This is a genomic window from Rudanella paleaurantiibacter (genome assembly GCF_009184635.1).
Classification (GTDB): Bacteria; Bacteroidota; Bacteroidia; order Cytophagales; family Spirosomataceae; genus Rudanella; species Rudanella paleaurantiibacter.
Genome location: NZ_WELI01000003.1, coordinates 498,557 through 519,648, shown reverse-complemented (window position 1 = coordinate 519,648; position 21,092 = coordinate 498,557). Strand labels below are relative to the sequence as shown.

Genomic DNA, 21,092 nt, shown 5'->3' with positions numbered 1-21,092 from the left:
AGATGACATCTCGTTTGGAGAGATGTCACCTCTAGGGTGTTAGCTTACGCAACCGCTTCTTCCAGTTCTTCAGCGTGTTTAGTGACGGGGCGGCTCAGGTAGGTGTACACGGCCGGAATCACGTACAGAGTGAGGGCGGTTGAGAAAATCAGACCACCTACCACCACGATACCCATAGATACCCGGCTCTCCGAACCGGCTCCCAGCGCCAGCGCCACGGGCAACAAGCCGAGAGCCGCGCAAAGGCTCGTCATCAGAATGGGCCGGAAGCGGGCCACGGCTCCATCGAGCACGGCCTGATGCTTGTTCACTCCCTGTTCTTTCCGCTGATTGGCAAATTCAACAATCAGAATCCCGTTTTTGGTCACGAGCCCGACGAGCGTAATAATCCCGATTTGGCTGAATACGTTGAGTGTCTGGCTAAAGTCCCAGAGCGATAGCAACGCCCCGCAAACGGCCAATGGTACGGTCAGCAGAATGATAATGGGGTCGACAAAGCTTTCGAACTGAGCCGCCAGAATCAGGTAGATCAGCAGCAGGGCCAGGGCGAACGCAAAGTACAGGCTCGACGAACTTTCGCGGAACTCCTTGCTGGTGCCATCGAGGGCGGTGGTGAACGAGGGGTCCAGAATTTCACCTGCGATACGCTCCATTTCGGTAATCCCTTCGCCGAGCGAAACCCCTTTGGCCAAACCAGCCGAGACCGTAGCCGATGCGTACCGGTTGTAGCGGTATAGCGTGGGCGGGGTGCTCTGCTCCGACACCCGCACGAGGTTGTCGAGCTGAATCAGTTCGCCCCGGTTATTCTTGACAAACAGAGACTTCAGGTCGGTAATGTCGTTACGGTCAGAGCGTTCAATCTGGCCAATTACCTGATACTGCTTGCCGTCCATGATGAAATAACCGAACCGCCGACCCGACAGGCCGAGTTGGAGCGTTTGGGCCACATCCTGCACCGATACACCCAGGTTGAGGGCCTTGTCGCGGTCGATGTCGAGCCGAATTTCGGGCTTGGTAAATTTGAGGTTCACGTCGGAGGCCGCGAATTTTTCGGAAGCCTGCACCGCTTTCATAAACTCCGGCAGTTTGGCCCGAAGCTGCTCAAACTTGTTGGCCTGAATCACAAACTGAACGGGTAGGCCTCCACCCCCGCGCTGTCCGGTCTGAATGGTTTGTTCCTGCGCTACAAACGTGCGGGCACCCGTGTACTGCTTTACAACGGGCGTCATTTCATCGACTACCTGTTGCTGGGTTTTGGTGCGGGGCGGTTTTTCGCCGAGGTAAATCCGGATGTTGGCCGTGTTGGTGGCCCCGCTACCAAAGCTGGGCGAAGTAACGGCAATGACACCCGGCACCGTAGCCGTATCGAACCGGGCGCGCAGGTCTTTGGCCAGCCGGTCGGTGAAGTTGAGCATGTACTCAAACGTAGCCCCTTCGGGCGCGGTGGCCTGAATTCGGAAACCACCCCGGTCTTCGAGCGGGGCCAGTTCCGACGGAATGGCGTTGGTTTTGAACAGCACGTACACAATACCCACCATGCCGAGCATAATGACCCACGCCAGCCAGCGCAGGCGCAGAAAATGGGCCAGCGAACGCTCGTATCCGCTAATCATCCACTCGAAAAATGGCTCGGTAGTACGGTAGAGCCAGGGTTGCCGTTTCCGGTTTTTCAGGAGTTTCGACGAGAGCATGGGTGTGAGCGTGAGCGACACAAAAGCCGAAATAAGCACCGAGCCCGCTACCACAATGCCAAACTCCCGGAACAAACGGCCCGTAATGCCCTGAAGGAAAATCACGGGCAGAAACACGGCCGCCAGCGTGACCGTAGTCGAGATAACGGCAAAGTAAATTTCATTGGAACCACTCACGGCCGCCTTGTAGGGCGACATGCCCTCTTCAATTTTGGCGTAGATGTTTTCGAGTACCACAATGGCGTCGTCGACAACCAGACCGATGGCCAGTACGATTCCGAGCAGGGTGAGCACGTTGATCGAGAAGCCGCAGAGGTACATGATGAAAAACGTACCAATGAGAGAAACCGGAATGGCCGTGAGCGGAATAATGGTACTCCGCCAGTCGCGCAGAAACAGGAAAATGATAATGGCAACCAGCACAAACGCAATCCCGATGGTTTCTTCTACCTCTGTAATAGACCGGCGTACGTACTGGGTATAGTCGAAGCCCAGCATCACCTTGAGGTCGGGGGGGAGGTCGCGCTTGATCTGATCGAGCTTGACGTACACATCGTTGGCAATCTCGATCTGGTTGGCGCCCGGCTGCGGAATCACGGCGACGGCCACCATCGGCACCCCGTCGCGCTTAAACATGGTCCGTTCCACCTCAGGGGCCAGTTCGGCATAGCCTACATCCTGAAACTTCACCACCTGATCGGCGGTCTCTTTCAGAATCAGGTTGTTAAAGTCGGAGGCCGTGCTCAGGCGGCCCAACGTCCGAACGGTCAGTTCCGTGGTTGCCCCCTCCACCGAACCCGAAGGCAGCTCGACGTTCTGGGTGCGGAGGGCATTGGCAATATCAATGGCCGTGAGCCGGTACGAAGCCAGCTTGACGGGGTCGATGCGGAGCCGCATGGCGTATTTCTTTTCGCCCCATATCTGAACGCTACTTACGCCCGGAATGGTCTGAAAACGCTCGCGAAACTGCCGGTTAGCAATGTCGTTTACTTCGAGCAACGAACGTTTGCTCGACAGCAGCTGGATAAAATAAATAGGGCTGGCGTCGGCGTCGGCCTTGGCCACAACGGGTGGGTCGGCATCGGGTGGGAGGTTGGCTACGGCCCGGCTCACCCGGTCGCGCACGTCGTTGGCGGCATCTTCGATGTTCACGTCAAGTTCAAACTCGACCGTGATCGACGAGCGCCCGTCGCGGCTGCTGCTGGCGAGGGTGCGGATACCGGCAATCCCGTTGATCGACTCTTCGAGGGGCTCGGTAATCTGCGACTCCACAATGTCGGCGTTGGCACCGGTGTAGGTAGTTTGTACGGTTACCACGGGCAGGTCGATGCTCGGAAATTCGCGTACGCCCAGATACAGGAAGCCGATCACCCCAAAAACAATAATCAGCAACGACAGTACAACGGCCAATACGGGGCGGTTGATGGAAGTGGTAGAGAGGTTCATGCGTGTATAGGAGTGAGGAGATAGGAGAGAGTAGTGAGAAGAATGAACTCACTGCGAACGTCCTTCTGCGTGTCAACCTTGTAAATTAGTGAGTCTCTGAGGCTATTTTTTTGCCTCGATAGCCCCGTAATAAGCATTGAGTAATCGGGATACTTCATCCAGATTTGATTGTAAGGTTATTGTATCAGCATAGCCGAGATCGTGGGCCAGAATAAGGTAGTAATGTGTTTCGTCGAGCGAGCCCTGAGCTATGTTTAGAAACTTTGATTTGTCGGGGAGCGTCCGTTTGCGATACCCTTCGGCAATATTAGCGGGAACAGACGTAGCGCTTCGTCGAAGCTGTGAAGTCAGACAAAAGAGTTCGTCTTTGGGAAACGATTTGGTGAGTTGGTAAACAGACAGTACGAGTTTGTGTGCTTTCTGCCACACTATGAGCTGTGTAAAATGCTGCGTTTTTTGCATGATGATACAAGTAGACAAAAGCAAAATACTGTTTATCCTCACTCCTCACTCCTCACTCCTCACTGCCGGGCGGCCCCGTCCTCACTTACTGCACCAGCACCTCACCGCCGGGTTTGACCATCTGAATGCCTGAGGTAATGAGCGAGTCGCCCACGTGCAGGCCACTCTTGATTTCAACGTTGCGGTCGGTGCGAAGGCCGATCTGCACCGGTACCGACTCGGCTTTCCGATTGCGGACAACGTACACCTTCTGGCCGTTTTGTTCGGGAATAATCGCTTCTGTGGGGACTACAATGGCGTTGCCACGCGCGCTGAGCACCACTTCAATACGGGCAAACGCACCCGGTACGAGCGCCCCGTTGGGGTTGGGGCTGGTGGCCCGGAGCAGCATTGCCCGGGTTTCGGGGTTTACCTTAGGTTCAACGGCGTACACCGTACCCGCCCGATTGGCTTCTGACCCCTCCACCGTAAACTGAATCCGGCTACCCCGCCGAACAATCTGAGCGTATTTGGCCGGTACCGAGAAGTCGATTTTGGCCGGGTTCGTGTTGGTGAGCGTAGCAATGGGCGTAGCCGGTGATATGTAGCTTCCTACGCTGATCTGGCGCAGACCAATAGTCCCGTCAAATGGCGCCCGGATCACAGTTTTGGCCAGTTGCGCTTTCAGGTTTTCGATGTCGGCCAGAATACCCGTGAGGTTCGTTTGGCTGATTTCGTATTCGGCCCGGCTGATGGCCTCTTTTTCAAACAGCCGCTTTTGCCGTTGTTCGTTGGCCTCGGCCAGTTTGCGGTTGGCATTTAGTTTCTGGAGCTGTGCCTGTAAATCGGCATCGTTGATACGGAGCAGCACCGTCCCCCGGCGCACATAGTCGCCTTCACGGAAACCAATGCTCGTTACCCGCCCCGACACTTCTGAGCGGATTTCCACCTCCTCGTTGGCAACTACCGTGCCGGTGGTCAGAATTTTCTCGTCCAGCGATTCGGTGTTGACCACCATAATCCCGACAGACGTAGGCCCACCGCCCGCTTTTCCGCCCGCAGGACCACCACCAGCCCCCTTGGCTGCTCCACCCGCAGCCGTGGTTTTGGCAGGATCACCGGCTCCGTCGGCGGGTTTGAAAAGGGTTTTCAGTTTGGGGTAAAAAGCCAGCCCGATGACGAGCAGAATAATCAGGACGGTCAGAATTCGTTTGGTAGAGGTGTTCATAGTGCCAACCCAGGTGTATAACAGAATGTGCCACGAAATTACGGAGTAGGCACGCTTCTTCAATAAGACAAAAGTCAATTTGGTTTACTGCCACGAAAAAGCCCTCTACAACGAGGTAGAGGGCTTTTAATCTAGGCTAAACGGGCTCTGGTTCACTCGTGACCGAGCCCGGAGCGCGGTTGCAGTTAGTTGCGAATGGTAAACCCAATTCGCTTATAGTTGGTATTTGCCTTGTACTCCGTACTGGTGCTGTCCAGGGTGAGAACCAGGTTACGGATTGGAGCCGTGGTGCTGCTTGCCCGCGATACCGCAATGGAAAGCGACCCAACGCTGCTATTGGCCGGAATAACCACCTCGCCGTTGTTGACCAGTGTGTAGGTGTTAGCGCCTGTTGTGGTGAGCGTTGGTTCTACCAACACCTTAACCCGTAGTTCGCTGTTGCGCTGGGGACCCACCAAATTAAGCTGCGTGGTGAGGGTGGGCGCCAGCGTAACACTATTCGCACTGGCCACGAGCGGAAACGTCAGACCCACGGCTGGGTTACTGCGCACGGCCGTCTCGAATTCTACCTGAGCTGGGCCATCGTAGGTAATCTCCAGATCTTTAAAACAAGCTGTTGCCAGCAGCATAATACCCAGCAACAGGCTATATGGAAGTAACTTTTTCATGATGTCTCGATTAGTAACCTGCGTTTTGAACCAGTTTGTTGTTGGCTTGAATTTCCCGAACTGGAATAGGGGCGAGGGTGCGCGTATCGCCATAGGGTACGTTGCCCGTTGACTTGACCACATCACGTCCGCGACGCTTCAGGTCGAACCAGCGGTGTCCTTCAAAGGCCAGTTCCAAACGGCGCTGCAGCTCAATCTCTGTCTGCAACTGTGCATTAGTCGTTGTAGTGGGCAGCGCTGTCAGGCCGGCACGAGTCCGAATCCGGTTCACGTCGGCCAGAGCTTGAGCCTGGTCGCCGTTGCTGCGAGCCAAAGCCTCAGCCCGGATCAGAATCAGCTCAGAGATACGAATTACGGGTACGTTGTCCATGTAAATTACGCCCGACTTGCCCACAAACTTGGTGCACTCTTCCACGATGCTACCTGAACGGTTCAGGCCCAACTGGTAAAGCTGACGCCGAACATCACCGGTCTGGTGCAGGCCCAGAAAAGCCGTTGTTGGTACCACCGATCCCCAACCGTTGGCTGTTGGCAGCGGAGTAGGACGCAGGGCACCCAGGCTGTTTACCTGCGCTACCGATTCCATCGTCGTGTAAGCCGATTGCAGTGAGTTGTTTACGCCCAACGACTCCTGGCGGGTTTGGAACAGAATTTCAAACACCGACTCGGGGTGGCTGTTGCTACGCCACGCAGCTACATAATCCGTATTGCCTACAAAGCGGCCCACGCCCGCATTGAGCGCGTCGGTAGCATATTTGATCGCGTTGGTGAAGTCTTCGTTGTACAGAGCTACCCGGGCAAACAAAGCCATGGCTGCTGCGCGGGTAGCCCGGCTTGGGGCACCCGTGGTAGGGGCTTTCGCAACGGCGTCGGTCAGGTCTTTGTAAATCTGAGCGTACACCTCATCAACCGAAGCACGTGGGTGGTTTTCGATCTGCTCGGGCGTGCTAACACCTTTCAGAACGAGAGGTACCCCGCCCCGGTCCAGCGAACTGATTCGTACTTTAGGATCGTAGGCAAATACACGGGCCAGATTGTGGTAGTTCAACGCCCGCAAAAACTTCAATTCGCCCTCGATGCGCTCACGCTCGGCTTCATTGAAAGGGCTGCTTGGCAGCGCGTCCAGAATGAGGTTGATGTTGTTAATGCCGAGGTAGTAGATGTTCCAGCCCAGCAGATGGCTGTTAATCACGTTCTGGCCCTCATTGATGAAACGGCCACCTGCCCGGTTGATGATCCGGCTTTCGTCGCCCAGTGCTTCGGCAATGGCAATCAGGTCACGACCATACAGGGTAATATCTTTCTGGTACGTGTAAACGTTGGTGACGGCCGCATTGATGCCTTCGCGCGTGGTAAGGGCCACACCCGAATCAATGGATTGCCGGGGCTGCACATCAAGCAGGTTGCTGCAACTTGCCATGAACAGGCCAACTGTCAGCGTCAGAATTCCTAATGTATGTTTCATAAAAGTCGTTTGTCGAGAGAATTAAAGGCCAATTTGAACACCCAGCGTGTAATTGCGTGACTGCGGAATGATCCCCTGGTTGTCCAGGCCACCTTCAATAGCAAACTCAGGATCGAAGCCTGTCCAGCGCGTCAGCGTGAAGGCATTGACTGCCTGCGCATACACTTTCAAACCTGACAGCTTCAGGCGGCTTACTACAGCCGGTGGTACGGTGTAGCTGAGCGAAACCTGCTTCAGACGGATATACGATGCATCTTGGAAAAAGCGCGTGCCTGACTGGTACGAACTTACACGACCACTGATTTCGGTCCGGTTGTTGGCCGGGCGTGGTACGCTCGTAATCTGACCGGGAGTAGTCCACCGGTTCGTGAAATAATATTCCAGTCCGTTGCGCAGTACGCCGGCATTGTCGGCCAAACGGAACTCCTGGGTGTTCTGAATCACCCGGCCAAAGTCATACTGGAACAAGCCTGACAGTTCGAACCCTTTGTAGCTGAACGTGTTGGTGAAGCCACCAAACTGCTTAGTGATACCTGAATGACCCAGCGGACGCTGATCGGCTGTCCGGACAATGTACGTAAGGTTGCCACTGGGGTCATACCACATCGGCCGACCGTTGGCTGGGTTTACACCGGCATAGGGTACACCCACGTTGGTAAAGAGCGGATAACCTACCCGTACTGACAGGTTGCCGGGCAGAACGTCAGCACCTTCAAACAGCTTGGTTACTTTGTTGTCGAGGAACGTGATGTTGAAGTTGCTCTCCCAGCGGAAACCACCCGTGTTGACGTTGACAGTCGTGATGGCAAATTCCAGACCCCGGTTTTGTACCTCGCCGATGTTCTCAAAAATACTGTTAAAACCGTTGGTTTGCGGAATCGAGCGGGTCAGCAGCAGGTCGCGGCTAATGCGCTGGAAGGCATCAATCGAGCCTTTCAGACGGCCCCCGAAGAAACCATAGTCAAGACCCACGTTGTAGGTTACGTTACGCTCCCAGCGCAGGTTGGGGTTACCCAACTGACTTACGCCAATACCGGCATTACCCTGATACACACCGCCAAGGCCATACAGCCGACGGGCTGCAAAGTTAGCTACCTGATCGTTACCGGTGCTACCCACGCTAAACCGCAGGCCGAGGTCACTAACTACGTTGCTGCCTTTGAGGAAGTTCTCTTCAGCCAGGTTCCATTTGGCCGAAATCGATGGGAACACACCCCATTGGTTGTTAGCCCCGAACCGTGATGAACCATCGTACCGAATAATACCGCTCAGAATAAAGCGTTTCTGGTATTCGTAGCGCAGGTTAGTAAATACACCGGCCCGCTTGAAGCCCGACCAGAAACCGCCTACCGATACGGGTTCAGCAGCCGCGTTGGCGGTGTTGAGTTCTGGCGTGGGGAATCCCTGGGCGTTGAGTGATGTACCTTCGTTGATCTCCTGCCGGTATTCAGCACCCAACAAGGCACCAAACGTATGCTTGCTGCCAAACGTTTTGTTGTAGTTCAGCGTAGCGTTGGTCGTGAGGTTGGTGTTGTTATTCACAAACTGGTTCAGCGTACCCCGGATGTTGAAGTAATCTGACAGGCGTGGGTCACCAAAAAACGACGAGTTTACCGAACGGTAATCTAAGCCACCAAACGCCTTAAAAATCAGGTCTTTGTTGATAGCGTACGTTAGGCCCAAGTTGGCTACAAGCTGACGGGTGCCTGTTTTCGACTTGATGAGATTTGAGTTGGCAATAACGTTCTGCGAGAGGTCACCCGGCATTACGATTCCCGAAGCGGGCAGGCCGTAGTAGCTACCGTCCGGTGCGTAAATGGGGTTGATAGGCAGAATCAGCGGGGCTGAGTACTGAGGGGCACCAAACGCCAGCGAGCCTTCAGAACCACCGTAGGGACCGCGTTGTGACACGCTGGCGGCTGTCAGGCCGGCGTCCAGTGTAATCTTATTGCTCAGTTTGCTCGTGAGATTCATTTTGCCCGAGAACCGCTGGAAATCCACATTGCGCAGAATGGCATCCTGCTGGTTGTACGAGCCTGAGATGTAGTACGTGGTGCGGTCGTTGCCACCCTGTGCCGACAGGTCGGCGTTGGTTACGCTGCCAGGCCGGTACGCTTCGCCTTGCCAGTTATACGTTGGCAATTCAGCAATAGCCTGATCGCTCAGGTCAACGGGTAGGTTCAACGAGGCCAGTACGGTTGTCCGGCTGGCGGCCGGGGTCAGGGTAGGCGTGTTCGTGATAAGAGCCTCCTGTCGGGCCTGAATCCACTGTTGGGTGTTCAGTACGTCGAGTTGCCGGATGGGTTCTACCACCCCGCGATACATATTCAGGTTTACTTTGGCTTTAGTACCCGCTTTACCGCGCTTGGTGGTTACCAGTACCACCCCGTTGGCGGCTTGTGCACCGTAGATAGCGGCCGTAGCGGCATCTTTCAGGATGTCGATGCTCTCAATATCGTTAGGGTTCAAAAACGCCAGCGGGTTATTGCTTACGTTGCCGCCCCCGTCGTTCCGGTTGTTTAGCTGAACACCATCGACAATGTACAGGGGCTCATTACCAGCCGAGATCGAGCCGACACCCCGAATCCGTACCTGTACGGCACCACCGGGTGTTCCATTATTTGAGGTGATTTGCACACCGGCTGCTCGTCCCTGCATAGCCCCGTCGAAGCTCGGGTTAGGCAGGTTTTCAATTTCTTTTCCCTTGACGTTTGCTGTGGCGCCGGTTGTTTCCTTTTTGGTAAGCGAAGCGCCGTAGCCCACAACCACAACCTCGTTCAGGTTCGATGCGTCGCTTTCGAGCGTAACCGATAAGGTCGACTGGTTCCCGACCGCAATTTCCTGGCTTTTATAACCGACAAAGCTGAAAACCAGCCGGCCGGTGGCAGGAGCTTCAATCCGGAAATTTCCTTCTGCATTAGTGGTGGTACCGCGGCTGGTTCCTTTCAGCAAAACGGTTACACCCGGTAGGGGCGATCCATCATCGCCCTTCACTTTTCCGGTTACTGCCCGATCCTGTGCCCAGGCCAATTGACCCAGCAGAACCATGACCAGCAAACAGAGTTGTTGTAAAGTGTTTCTCATGGTATTTAAGATATATTGGTAATGCACGGCAAGTTATTCACAAACCGTTGAATAAATAAATTCGATTCACAATAAAATTTGGTTAATAAGAAGATTTGTGATACTTAATGCGAATGAGGACGAATTTGTGACCGTATTATGCAAGAGATTATAGTAGTGTATGTGCAAACAGGAGTACGCCTTTAGAATTAGTAGGATGAGTAAATTTTGTTATGTATGAAATTGGATTATTAGAAGATAGTATATCCGATACTAATAGTGTTATTGCCTAAGTGAAATCCTGATTAAAAAAGTAGACATAACGCACAAAAAAAGCACCGATGCGCAAGCATCGGTGCTTTTAACAAACAGAAACGGTTTAAGCCAACACGCGGGCCCGTACCTGCTGAGTCACAATCTGGGTGTTGTCGTCCAGTGTTACCAGGAAGATAAAGGCAATCTCACGCGGAGCCGCCGGGTTACCCGTAGGAGTAAGCACTACTGCCGGATACTTAGCGGCAAAGGCAGCCTGCGTCATGGTAAACGTAGCCGTTGTGCCGGTACCCGCAATCGGGGCCGTGTTAATTACCAGTGAGCTGGTGTTGAGCGAACCGGCGTTGATACCCGTACCGCCACCCACTACGCGGGTAATCTCTTTAATAGTCCGACCTGAACCGGCCGGAATCGACAGGGTAAACGTGATGGGTGTAGCCCCGGCCCGAGAAATTTCGATGAAGGGGTTACCGCCGTACGTGGTGGCGTTGGTGAACGTAACCGGTACCGCCGGGCGGTTGTCGCGCACAAGTGTGCCGTACTCCAGATCGTCTTTGCAGGCAACGGTACTCAATGCCATCGCTGCCAGCAATACTCCTTTTATAAGTGTCAGTTTCATTGTGTAGCTATGTTTTGAGTATTAGTTGGCGTCCCACCAAACTTTTACGTTCGACTGGGGGGCTGGGTTCGGGAAGTTGGTGTTCCGCTCGTTTTCAAACGACACATACACCGCCCGTACAGGCCGGGTTCCGTCGATACCTACTGCATTCTGAGCAGGCTGCTGGGTTGGGTAACCCGTCCGACGCCAATCGTTCCATAGCTCAAGGCCGTTGCCCGTAAACGCAATGTACTTCTGCGTAATAATCTGGGCCAGGCGCTCCTGCTGCGTACCGCGCAGGGCATTGGCGGTGATGTACGCATCGATCTGAGCGGTTGGAATACCCGCCAGCGTCATCGACGCCCGGATACCTTCGGCATACAGCGTTTGCGGATCACCTGCCGTGCCCAGCATCAGGGCCGACTCCGCCAGAATAAACGCCCGCTGGAAGTTGGTCAACAGGCGCACGGGGCCTTCACCATTGGCACCGGTCACGTAGCTATTGTACCGCGACCAGGTTGTTACCGGTGTAGGCCGGGCACCGCTCTGACCGTTGTCCCAGGTTACGTAATTGGCTGCAGGTTTTGTCCAGAACACGGGCAGACGGGGGTCATTGAGGCCCTGCAACAAGGTCAGGTACCGCGAGCTCATGATCAGATCGTCTTTAAACGAGCTGATGTTGGTGTACTCAAAGCGGGGGTCGCGGCTACCTACAGCAGCACCGAACGTTACGTTGAAATCGTCGGCATTGCTGCGGATAAAGTTGTTACCGGCAATTACCTGATCAATCACCTGTTTCGCCAAAGCGGGCTCTTTCACGCTGATCGTGTTGGCTAGCTTCAGCAGCAGCGTGTTACCGGCCCGACGCCATTTGGCCAGGTCGCCCCGGTAAATCACGTCGTCATTGCCCGGCCGCGTAGCCGACTGCTTGTCGAGGTCGGCCAGACCTTCGCGCACCAGATCAAACAGGCTCTGGATGTTCTGCGACGTGTTGCCTTTGTAGATATCCTCCTGCTTGTCGACGCGGGGCTGTGGGTTAGCTTCGCCCTGCAACGCCTGCGAGTACGGTACATCACCCCACATATCGGTTGCCACACTGAACGCGTACGCCTTCATGATTTTGGCGATACCCGTGTAAGCGGGTGAGTTCGATGCCGAGGCAATGTCGATAATCTTCTGGGCGTTTACCAGCGCACCGCCGTACAGTTCAAACCGCCACTGGTTACCGAAATCGGCACCGTTGGTCTGGTACACGTCGTATGTAGCCGGGCTGTTGGCAGCACCAGCCGTTTGTTGCATGATGGTTGATGCAAACCGGTTAATCTCATTGGCATTGGCGAAAGCGGTACCGATTTCAACCGTGGGCAACAGTACCGAAGGGGGTACGGCTGTCGGGTTGTTCGGGGTTACGTTGATGCTTTCGTCGAGGAAGTTGGAGCAACCGAGGCCAAATGCCAGCGGCAGCATCAGAACTACACTACGAAATATTATTTTCATGGATGTATGTAAGATGAAAGTGTTAGAATGTAAGCCGCAGATTGACACCGTAGTTGCGGGTGTTTGGCGGCCCGTTCAGATCCAGACCCTGGATGTTACCCGCGCCCTGCGTGTTCACTTCGGGGTCAGCAAAGAAGCCAGGGGCGAAGAAATACAGGTTCCGGCCCGTGATACCGATCGAAGCGGCTCCCAGCGGAGTACGGCTCAACCACTCTTTCGGGAAGGTGTAGTTGAACGATACCTCGCGCAGGCGGTACACCGTTGCGTCGAATACGGCACCTTCTGAGGCCAGACCACCCAGACCAGCCCAATAGGTTTGGGCAGGCAGCTGAATGTTGTTTGGCCGGAATGTTCCGTCGCTGTTCTGGATTACACCCGGCAGAATACGGGGCTGATCGCGGTCGATACCCGTTACGTACAATGAACCACCCGAACGATAGTCGGCCGCGCTGAATGAGAACAACTGACCGCCCTGACGGGTATCAACCAGTGCCTGCAGCGAGAAGCCTTTGTACGAGAACGTGTTGTTCAGGCCGGCCGTCCAGTTCGGGTTGGGGTTGGCAATTACCTGACCCGCCAGACCCGGCGCAAACTGACCCGTTGTTGGGTTAATTACGTACTGACCAACAAACTGACCCGTTGCATCGTAGTACTGACCGTTCGGGTTGGTGTTCTGTACCCGTGGGTTTGCCGTACTTACAATTACACCGTAGGGCTGACCTTCGACAATCGACGACGTGATACCGATAAAGCCGTTACCGGTAATACCTGACTGGGTTACACCGGGTGCAATCGACACAACCTTGTTCCGAATCCGGGTGAAGTTAAGCGTTACATCCCAACGGAAACCACTCGCCCGCACAGGTGTTGCGTTCAATGTCAGTTCAAGACCCCGGTTCTGGAGTTCACCCACGTTGGTAGTCCGGGTGTCATAACCCGATGAGGGCGATACGGCTACGTTGAAAATCTGGTTAGTCGAGCTCGTGAAGAAGTAAGCTGCATCGATGCTCACTTTGTTCTTGAACAGACCCAGGTTCAGACCTACCTCCTGCGAGGTTACAAACTCAGGCGTCAGGCCGTTATTACCAATCCGACCACCAATGGCAAAGCCCGGTACGCTGCTACCGCCAATTGAGAGGGGGAACGCTACGCTCGCCAGGTTGTTACCAAAGCTGGCCTGTGCAAATACTGAGTTGAGCAGGTAGGGGTCGGCATCACGACCAACCTTGGCAATGCTCGCCCGTACTTTGGCATACGACAAGATGTCTGACTGGAGCTTGAAGGCATCTGTGGGTACGAAGCTAACCGAAGCCGAGGGGTAGAAGTACGTGTTGTTGGCACGGGGCAGCGTCGACGAGCGGTCGGCGCGGCCGGTCAGTTCGAGGAACAGGTAGTTGTTGTACGACAACGAAGCCTGTGCGTAGTAACCTACCAGTCGGCGGGTCAGTGAGCTTTCGCCTGAGCTGGTAAATACCGAACCGTTTGATACGTTGCTAAAGCCCGGAATCGTGAGCTGCTGCGCATATACCGACTGGCTCTGCGACTGCCGCTGGTTGATGTTGTTACCCAGCAAGAGGTTACCGCTCAGGCCTTCAATAAAGAGCTTGTCGGCTTTGGCGTTTACCAACAGGTCGCCGTTCAATTCCGAACGGAAGAACTGATCCTGGATAATTTCACCCTGCGGAGCGCGGGCTGCACCAATATTGTTTACGTTTTTCCGGCGGTCGGTGTAGGTATCTCCCGTTACGCGGTACGTTACGTTCAACCACTTGGTTACGTCGTAACCCACCGTGAAGTTACCGAAGAAACGATCTACCTGGCTGTTGAGGGTCAGGTTCCGAACGGCCCAGTTGGGGTTATTTGCTGTGGTCAGGAAGTAAATACTCTGCCCGTTGGCGTCCTGAAACGGCTCGTTCACCAGGTCGTAGCTACGTGGAATACGCGTCAGCTGACCGAAGGCGCTACCTCCGTTACCGAGTGCCGTACCACCCTGAACTGTCTGTACGTACGAAGCCGTACCTGATACTTTGATACCGTTGTTCAGTTTGCTTTCGCCACCAACCTGTACGTTGGTCCGGTTGAACTTGAACGTAGGCACAATCCCTTTCTGGGTTGTGTTACCAAACGACAGGCTAAAGTTGCGGTTGGCATCGCCACCGGCAATGTTAGCCGTGTTCTGAAAAATGCTACCCTGCTGGTAGAAATCCCGAACGTTGTTTGGATATGCCTGGTACGGACGGGTTTCGCCCTGTAAGTTGGTAATCGACGTTGGGCCACCTACAAACGGCAGACCCCATGAGGCCGTCGTGTTGTTTACGTACAGGTTGTTGGTACCCTGACCGTAATCGTTCTGAAAACGGGGCAGGCCGTACACGTTTTGTACGTTGTACGATGAATTGACGGTAACCTCGGTTTTGTTGTTCTGGTTACGGCCGTTTTTGGTGGTGATGATGATAGCACCCGCCGACGCCCGCGAACCGTACAGTACCGCAGCCGCAGGGCCTTTCAGTACGTTAACCGACTCGATGTTTTCGGGGTTCACGTCGGCCAGACGGTTGGCCGACTGAGCCTGGAACAGGGTGTTACCGGATACGTTTACGTCATTGCTGAAGATGATACCATCCACAACGATAAGCGGCTGGTTCGATCCGTTGAACGACGTAATACCCCGAATGTTGATGTTGGTTGAAGCACCCGGCGCGCCACTTTGCCCGCTGATCTGAACCCCGGCTAACTTGCCTTGCAGGGCGTTGAGCAGGTTGGGTTCCGATTTCTGCGCAATCATGCTGGCGCCTACTTCCTGGGTTGAGTAACCGAGCGAACGTTTGTCGCGCTCGATACCCTGTGCCGTTACCACAATCTCGTTGAGGCTTTGTGTGCCACTCGACAGTTTTACGTCGATCGTTGTCTGGTTACCTACCAGAATCTCCTGCGTTTCGAAACCAATGTAGCTAAATACTAACCGGCTGTTGGCTGGTACACTCAGTCGATATTGTCCCTGAGCATCGGTGGTTGCGCCACGCGTGGTACCTTTTACCTGAATGCTCACACCCGGAAGAGCGGAGCCGTCGTCTGATGAAGTGACCCGGCCACTTATCGATACATCCTGTGCCAGCAAAGGCAGACAGAAAAGCAGCGAAAGAAGCCAGCTTCCTAATAAAATTCTGCGCATATGGATTTTGAGATTAAAAATAAATTAACAAATTGATGAAATGGACCGCAAAGGTAAGGGTAAACAAGATTATCTGTAGACGTAAAGGCAGGGTTTTTTATTGCATTAAGAACGTTACTTGTACCTGTATACTAGTGGTATACACTGTAACAAAAATGCCCCACTTTTGGTGAGGCATTTGGACAAAAAAATTTCACTTCGGTTAATTACGGAACGAGAAACCCAGCCGCTTGTAGTTCTGGCTCGGTTTAAAGTCGGTGCTTGTGCTATCAATAACCAGTACCAGGTTTCCGACCGGTGCCGTGGTGCTGCTGGCCCGGCCAACCGTTACGGTCAGTGAGCCAAAGCTCGAGTTTGCCGGAATTACCACGTTACCGCCATTGCTCAGGGTATAGCTGCTGGCGGGGGCAGTAGTAGCTGGGTCGACAAGTACCCGCACGGTAAGCTCGCTACCCCGCTGCCGACCTACCAGATTCAACTGTGCCGTTGAGGTAGTGCCCGCGGTAGGGGTATTGGCCAGGCTGGTAATGGAGTAGGTACGCCCGGTAGCGTTGGTGCGCAAAATGGCTTCGTTGAATTCAACGAGCGTTTGCTCATCGAACACTTGATCCAGGGTGTTGTCGCAGGCTGCCAGACCCAAAACCGACAGGGCGCACAACAAAATATAATTCAGTTTTTTCATGAATGTGCTTGGTTTGTGCATGCACCGGCCGAGTAAGCCCGACCGGTGCACTGCCGATTAATAACCGAAGTTCTGGCGAATGTTTTTGTTGGTAGATACCTCGTTCACCGGAATGTTAGCCAGTACACGGAAGTCGTTGTAAGGCAGGTTATTTGCCGTGGGCGAGAGCGGGATGGTCTTGATCACATCCTGTCCGCGCCGTTTCAAGTCAAACCAGCGGTGACCTTCAAACGCATACTCTAACCGGCGCTGCCGCAGAATTTCGGCCAGCAGGGCGGCATCGTTCGTAAAGCTGGCCATAGTACGTGCCGTCAGGCCCCGGTTTGTCCGGATGGTGTTGAGGTCGGCCAGGGCGTCGGTCATCCGGCCCAGCATAAAGTAAGCCTCAGCCCGGTTGAGGTAAGCCTCTGGAATACGGAGCACCGGTACGTTGTCGAGGTTGATTACCCCGTTTTTACCCAGAAACTTGGTACACTCTACAAACGCCGTTCCGCGTCCGGTAGTACCCAGTTCGTACAGTTGCGCCCGCACATCGGCAAAACCCGTCGCGCTGCTTTCCGACCGGATGTCGCTCAGGAACGCGTTGTTTGGAACGAGGTCACCGAAGCCACCCGTGGTGCCGCGGTCGCCGGGGCGAACAAGCGTTGTGTAGGTGGTTTGCAGTGAGGTGTTTACCCCGATGTTTTCCGACGGAGCGGCAAACTGTACTTCAAACAATGACTCCGGGTTACGCGGAGCGCGCCAGCCGCCAATGTAGCCGCTTGCATCGACAATACGAACCGTACCGCCAATAGCGTCGGTCGCATACCGTACCGCCGTGTTGTAGTCTTTGTTGTACAACGCTACCCGTGAGAACAGGAGTTGAGCCGCAGCACGGTTACCGTAGGCCGGAATGTTGCCGTTGTTGGCACTGGTCCGGCTAAAGAATGTTACCGACTTCTCCAGGTCGCTATAAATCTGCTTGTACACATCGGCAATGGGCGCACGGGCCGGAAACTGCAACTGATCCTGGTTGTTTACACCTGTCAGCACGATGGGAACACCACCCCGGTTTTGTTGTGCAATTTCAACACCCGGATCGTAAGCATAGGCCCGCATCAGGTCGTGGTAGAGCAACGCCCGTAGGAAGTGACCTTGGCCGAGAATCGAGTTGCGCCGGTTGGTATCGGTCAGCGACGTAACCTTTGGCGTGGCTTCGAGCAGCAGGTTGGCCTGGTTGATGGCGAAATAGCTGGTAGCCCAGTTGACAAACGAAGCACCGGCTACATTCCGGTTTTCGTTGTTCAGGCGGCCCGATTTGTTGGTTGCCTGCGCATTGTCGCCGAGGGCTTCGGCTACGGCCAGAAAATCACGACCATACAGGGCGGTGCTTTGCAAACGGTCGTAAATACCGTTGAGGGTAGCATCCAGGCCTTCGGCTGTATTCAGTGCCGTGGTCAGATCGGCGTTGGAGCGGGGCTGTACTTCGAGCAGGTCGCTGCACGACGCCAGCGACAGGGCCGCAGCGGTCAGCAATCCGCCAGACAAGGTTTTTATGGAAATACGCATTGTCGATAAGTCAGTTTGAAGATGATCAGAACGTTAGGTTAATACCGGCAGTAATTGACCGTGAGTTGGGTACAACCCCGCTGTTGCCCGAACCGAAGTTCAGGAATTCGGGATCGTAGCTCGTCCAGTTGGTCCAGGTGAGCAGGTTCTGCGCCTGTACATACACACGGGCCTTTGAGGCTGCAATCTTACGGCCAATGGTACCCGGAACATCGTAGCTCAGCGTGATCTGCTTCAAACGCAGGTACGACGCATCTTCAAGCGTACGTGAGCCGCCAAGGCTGCTGATACCCCGTGTTTCGGCATTGCCGTTGATTGGGCGCGGTACGTCGGTGATATCACCCGGCTGCTGCCAGCGACGGTCGTACACTGACCGGATCGCGTTGAAATCACGACCTGCCAGCTCGGCCAGGAATGAGGTTTGGTTGTTGAACGACCGCCGACCATAATCGTACTGGAAGAGAGCGTCCAACGTCAGACCCTTGTACGAAATCGAGTTCTGGAAACCACCGTAGAACAGGGGCTGCTCTGAGCCGAGGTAACGCAGGTCACGCGGAGTTACCGGCGTATAGGTAATGTTACCGGCAAAGTCGTAGAACATGGGTCGACCGTTGGCTGGGTTTACACCGGCATATTCCGTGGTGTAGTTAGCCAGCAGCGGGCGGCCCTGGATGGCCGTACGAGCTACGCCGTAGAAGTCGTTGTAGTTGATCGTGATGGCGCTGTCGGGGTTAGCCAAGGGCGTAATACCGTCGATCAGCTTCACCACTTTGTTCCGAATGAACGTAATGTTGAACGACGATTTCCATTTGAAGTCGCCCGACTGCACGTTCACCGTGTTCAGTTCAATTTCCAGACCGCGGTTCTGTACTGAACCTGAGTTACGCGAGATGGCCGTGAAACCGCTCGTGAAAGGCAGGTTTACACCCAACAGTACGTCGCGGCTGGTCCGGTCGAATACGTCCACAGAACCCGTCAGACGGTTGCCGAAGAAACCGAAGTCCATACCCAGGTTGGTCGTTACGTTGGTTTCCCACTTCAGGTCCGGGTTACCCAGCTGTGAGGGGGCAAAACCAGCCGCACCGTTGTAGTCGAAACCGGCACTTACCAGACCCAGTGACGGGAAGTTAGCCAGACCGAACAGTGAACCAATCTGGTCGTTACCCGTAGTACCGTACGATGCCCGGAACTTCAGTTCGTTCAGTACCCGGTTGCCTTTCAGGAAGTCTTCTTCTGATACGAGCCACGCACCCGATACCGATGGGAAGAAACCAAAGCGGTTGTTGGCACCGAACCGGCTTGAGCCGTCGAGACGGGCAATCACGCTCACGTCGTACTTCCGGCCGTAGTTGTACTTCACATTTCCAAACACCGACGCCTTGCTGTAACCGGTCCAGCCACCACCAATGGATTGGGGCAGGGCCGCAGCACTACCGTAGCGGAAGTCGGGCGTAGGTACGTTGGTGATGTTTGAGTTGGTAAACTCGTTCCGGTCTGAGCGGTACTCAGCACCCAACAGAGCGCTTACGTCATGACGGCCACCAAACGTTTTGTTGTAGTTCGCCGTGATGTTGGTCAGGAAGTTAATGTTCTGGTTGAACTGATCCTGCAAACGTCCCCGAACCACAAAGGCATCGGCCGTGCGGGGGTCAGTGAAGTAGCGGCCCTTGATAGCCCGGTAGTCGAGGCTCACAAACGGCCGGATGTTCAAGCCTTCGATAGGCTTATAGTTGAGCGACAAACCACCCACAAACTGGTTGATGTTTGAGGTAATGTCGTTCAGCGTTGATACCTGAATGATGTTCTGGTTCAGAATACCCGGTGTACCGCCCAGTGCCGGCGTTCCGAAGAACGTGCCATCAGGGTTGTAAATGGGTACGCTTGGCAGCATAAGCGACGACGAGAACGCCGACGAGCCGAGGAATGAACCCCCGTTGGGTGAGCCCTGCTGACCGCGTGCCTGAATGGCACTCATTTTCAGCGTTTGCTCCAACGTCAGTTTGCTGTTGATGGCGTGCGTCAGCGTGGTGTTGAGCGTTCCGCGCTTGAAACCAACATTGATAACGTTGGCACTCTGCGTGTAATACGAGCCCGACACAAAGAATTTCGTTTTCTCGTTACCACCGTTCAGGCTCAACTCGTAGTTGTTGGTACGGCCGTTCCGGTAGGCCTCTTTCTGCCAGTCGTAGGTGGGCAGAGCGGCTACTTCGGCGTCGGTCAGCGTAGTGGGTTGCCGCAGGGTGCTCAGAACCGTAGCGCGGGCTACGTCGGCTGCCTGACCGGCATTGATCCGAGCCTGAGTCCGCAGGGCAATCCATTCCTGGGTGTTCAGTACATCCAGGCGCTTGATGGGCTCATCCACACCAGTGTAATAGTTGAGCGATACCTGCGTTTTGCCTGATTTACCGCGCTTGGTGGTCACGAGTACAACCCCGTTGGCCGCCTGCGAACCGTAGATAGAAGCCGCAGCGGCATCTTTCAGGATCTCGATGCTCTCAATATCGTTGGGGTTCAAAAACGCCAGCGGGTTTGAGCTGGTAAAGCTGGAGTTGTTGGTTGAGTTCAGCTGCACCCCATCAACAACGTAAAGGGGGTCTGAGCCCGCCGAGATTGAGCCAATACCCCGGATACGTACCTGAATGGCACCACCCGGAACCCCGTTGGCTGAGGTAATCTGCACACCAGCCGCCCGACCAGCCAGGGCTTTGTCGAAGCTACCCACGGGCAGGTTCTGAATGGCCGTACCCGTTACTTTCGAGCTGGCGCCCGTAAACTCGCGCCGGTTGATGGTGCCACCGTAACCGGTCACCACTACCTCGCCCAGTTCCTGCGCGTTGTTCTGCAACTGTACGTTGAGGGAGGTGCGGCTCCCCATCGCTACTTCCTGTGACAAAAAGCCGATGTAGCTAAATACTAAACGGGAATTGGCCGGAGCGCTGAGCCGGTAGTTACCCGATGCGTCGGTGGTGGTACCGCGGGTGGTACCTTTAACCTGAACACTCACGCCGGGCAGGGCGGAGCCGTCGTCTGATGAAGTTACCCGTCCGCTAACCGTGATGTCCTGTGCCAGTACTGGCAGGCAGAACAACAGTGTCAGCAACCAACTTCCCAATAGAAGTTTTCTCATAGGAGTTTGAAAGATGAATTGTTGAATTATGAGTAAACAGAACACAAAATTAGTGAACAGGAAGCTACATTGGACAAAATGAGAAAAAATAATCTGTAGGTACATCAGAATATTGGTAAAATTTAATTTGGTCAATTAGGTTTCCAATGTCCTATATTCATTCTATTGCTTAGTAGGGCCTTTATGTTTAGTT

General features: G+C 54.5%; 12 protein-coding genes. All 12 read right to left on the bottom strand.

Features of this window, described 5'->3' with window-relative positions; translation table 11 throughout:
• Window positions 1-44 precede the first annotated feature (44 nt).
• The gene (locus F5984_RS10800) at window positions 45-3,137 is read right to left on the bottom strand and encodes an efflux RND transporter permease subunit (protein WP_152124256.1); all 3,093 of its coding nucleotides are present in this window, start codon (window positions 3,135-3,137) and stop codon (window positions 45-47) included.
• A gap of 102 nt (window positions 3,138-3,239) precedes the next feature.
• Window positions 3,240-3,599, bottom strand: a complete 360-nt coding sequence (locus F5984_RS10795; protein WP_152124255.1) for a four helix bundle protein — start codon at window positions 3,597-3,599, stop codon at window positions 3,240-3,242.
• Window positions 3,600-3,684: 85 nt separating this feature from the next.
• Window positions 3,685-4,806, bottom strand: coding sequence for an efflux RND transporter periplasmic adaptor subunit (locus F5984_RS10790; RefSeq protein WP_152124254.1), 1,122 nt, complete (start codon window positions 4,804-4,806; stop codon window positions 3,685-3,687).
• 185 nt (window positions 4,807-4,991) lie between these two features.
• Complete coding sequence (locus tag F5984_RS10785; RefSeq protein WP_152124253.1) at window positions 4,992-5,474, bottom strand: hypothetical protein; 483 nt, start codon at window positions 5,472-5,474, stop codon at window positions 4,992-4,994.
• A 10-nt stretch (window positions 5,475-5,484) separates the two neighbouring features.
• Window positions 5,485-6,939, bottom strand: a complete 1,455-nt coding sequence (locus tag F5984_RS10780; protein ID WP_152124252.1) for a RagB/SusD family nutrient uptake outer membrane protein — start codon at window positions 6,937-6,939, stop codon at window positions 5,485-5,487.
• Window positions 6,940-6,960: 21 nt separating this feature from the next.
• Entirely contained in the window at window positions 6,961-10,023 is a 3,063-nt protein-coding gene (locus tag F5984_RS10775; RefSeq protein WP_246168908.1) for a SusC/RagA family TonB-linked outer membrane protein, read from the bottom strand.
• Window positions 10,024-10,381: 358 nt separating this feature from the next.
• Window positions 10,382-10,894: a hypothetical protein gene (locus F5984_RS10770; RefSeq protein ID WP_152124251.1), complete on the bottom strand. Its 513-nt coding sequence runs from the start codon at window positions 10,892-10,894 to the stop codon at window positions 10,382-10,384.
• A 21-nt stretch (window positions 10,895-10,915) separates the two neighbouring features.
• On the bottom strand, window positions 10,916-12,370 hold the full coding sequence (locus F5984_RS10765) for a SusD/RagB family nutrient-binding outer membrane lipoprotein (RefSeq protein WP_152124250.1): 1,455 nt from the start codon (window positions 12,368-12,370) through the stop codon (window positions 10,916-10,918).
• A 22-nt stretch (window positions 12,371-12,392) separates the two neighbouring features.
• On the bottom strand, window positions 12,393-15,542 hold the full coding sequence (locus tag F5984_RS10760; RefSeq protein WP_152124249.1) for a SusC/RagA family TonB-linked outer membrane protein: 3,150 nt from the start codon (window positions 15,540-15,542) through the stop codon (window positions 12,393-12,395).
• 202 nt (window positions 15,543-15,744) lie between these two features.
• The gene (locus F5984_RS10755) at window positions 15,745-16,224 is read right to left on the bottom strand and encodes a hypothetical protein (RefSeq protein WP_152124248.1); all 480 of its coding nucleotides are present in this window, start codon (window positions 16,222-16,224) and stop codon (window positions 15,745-15,747) included.
• A 57-nt stretch (window positions 16,225-16,281) separates the two neighbouring features.
• Entirely contained in the window at window positions 16,282-17,772 is a 1,491-nt protein-coding gene (locus tag F5984_RS10750) for a RagB/SusD family nutrient uptake outer membrane protein (RefSeq protein WP_246168907.1), read from the bottom strand.
• Between the two features lie 25 nt (window positions 17,773-17,797).
• On the bottom strand, window positions 17,798-20,899 hold the full coding sequence (locus F5984_RS10745) for a SusC/RagA family TonB-linked outer membrane protein (protein ID WP_185155481.1): 3,102 nt from the start codon (window positions 20,897-20,899) through the stop codon (window positions 17,798-17,800).
• Window positions 20,900-21,092: the final 193 nt, after the last annotated feature.

Bases quoted from the DNA above. Each gene is read 5' to 3' on its own strand.
- F5984_RS10770 (WP_152124251.1), bottom strand. From the start codon at position 10,894: ATGAAACTGACACTTATAAAAGGAGTATTGCTGGCAGCGATGGCATTG.
- F5984_RS10750 (WP_246168907.1), bottom strand. From the start codon at position 17,772: ATGCGTATTTCCATAAAAACCTTGTCTGGCGGATTGCTGACCGCTGCG.
- F5984_RS10760 (WP_152124249.1), bottom strand. From the start codon at position 15,542: ATGCGCAGAATTTTATTAGGAAGCTGGCTTCTTTCGCTGCTTTTCTGT.
- F5984_RS10790 (WP_152124254.1), bottom strand. From the start codon at position 4,806: ATGAACACCTCTACCAAACGAATTCTGACCGTCCTGATTATTCTGCTC.
- F5984_RS10780 (WP_152124252.1), bottom strand. From the start codon at position 6,939: ATGAAACATACATTAGGAATTCTGACGCTGACAGTTGGCCTGTTCATG.
- F5984_RS10765 (WP_152124250.1), bottom strand. From the start codon at position 12,370: ATGAAAATAATATTTCGTAGTGTAGTTCTGATGCTGCCGCTGGCATTT.
- F5984_RS10775 (WP_246168908.1), bottom strand. From the start codon at position 10,023: ATGAGAAACACTTTACAACAACTCTGTTTGCTGGTCATGGTTCTGCTG.
- F5984_RS10755 (WP_152124248.1), bottom strand. From the start codon at position 16,224: ATGAAAAAACTGAATTATATTTTGTTGTGCGCCCTGTCGGTTTTGGGT.
- F5984_RS10785 (WP_152124253.1), bottom strand. From the start codon at position 5,474: ATGAAAAAGTTACTTCCATATAGCCTGTTGCTGGGTATTATGCTGCTG.
- F5984_RS10795 (WP_152124255.1), bottom strand. From the start codon at position 3,599: ATGCAAAAAACGCAGCATTTTACACAGCTCATAGTGTGGCAGAAAGCA.
- F5984_RS10745 (WP_185155481.1), bottom strand. From the start codon at position 20,899: ATGAGAAAACTTCTATTGGGAAGTTGGTTGCTGACACTGTTGTTCTGC.
- F5984_RS10800 (WP_152124256.1), bottom strand. From the start codon at position 3,137: ATGAACCTCTCTACCACTTCCATCAACCGCCCCGTATTGGCCGTTGTA.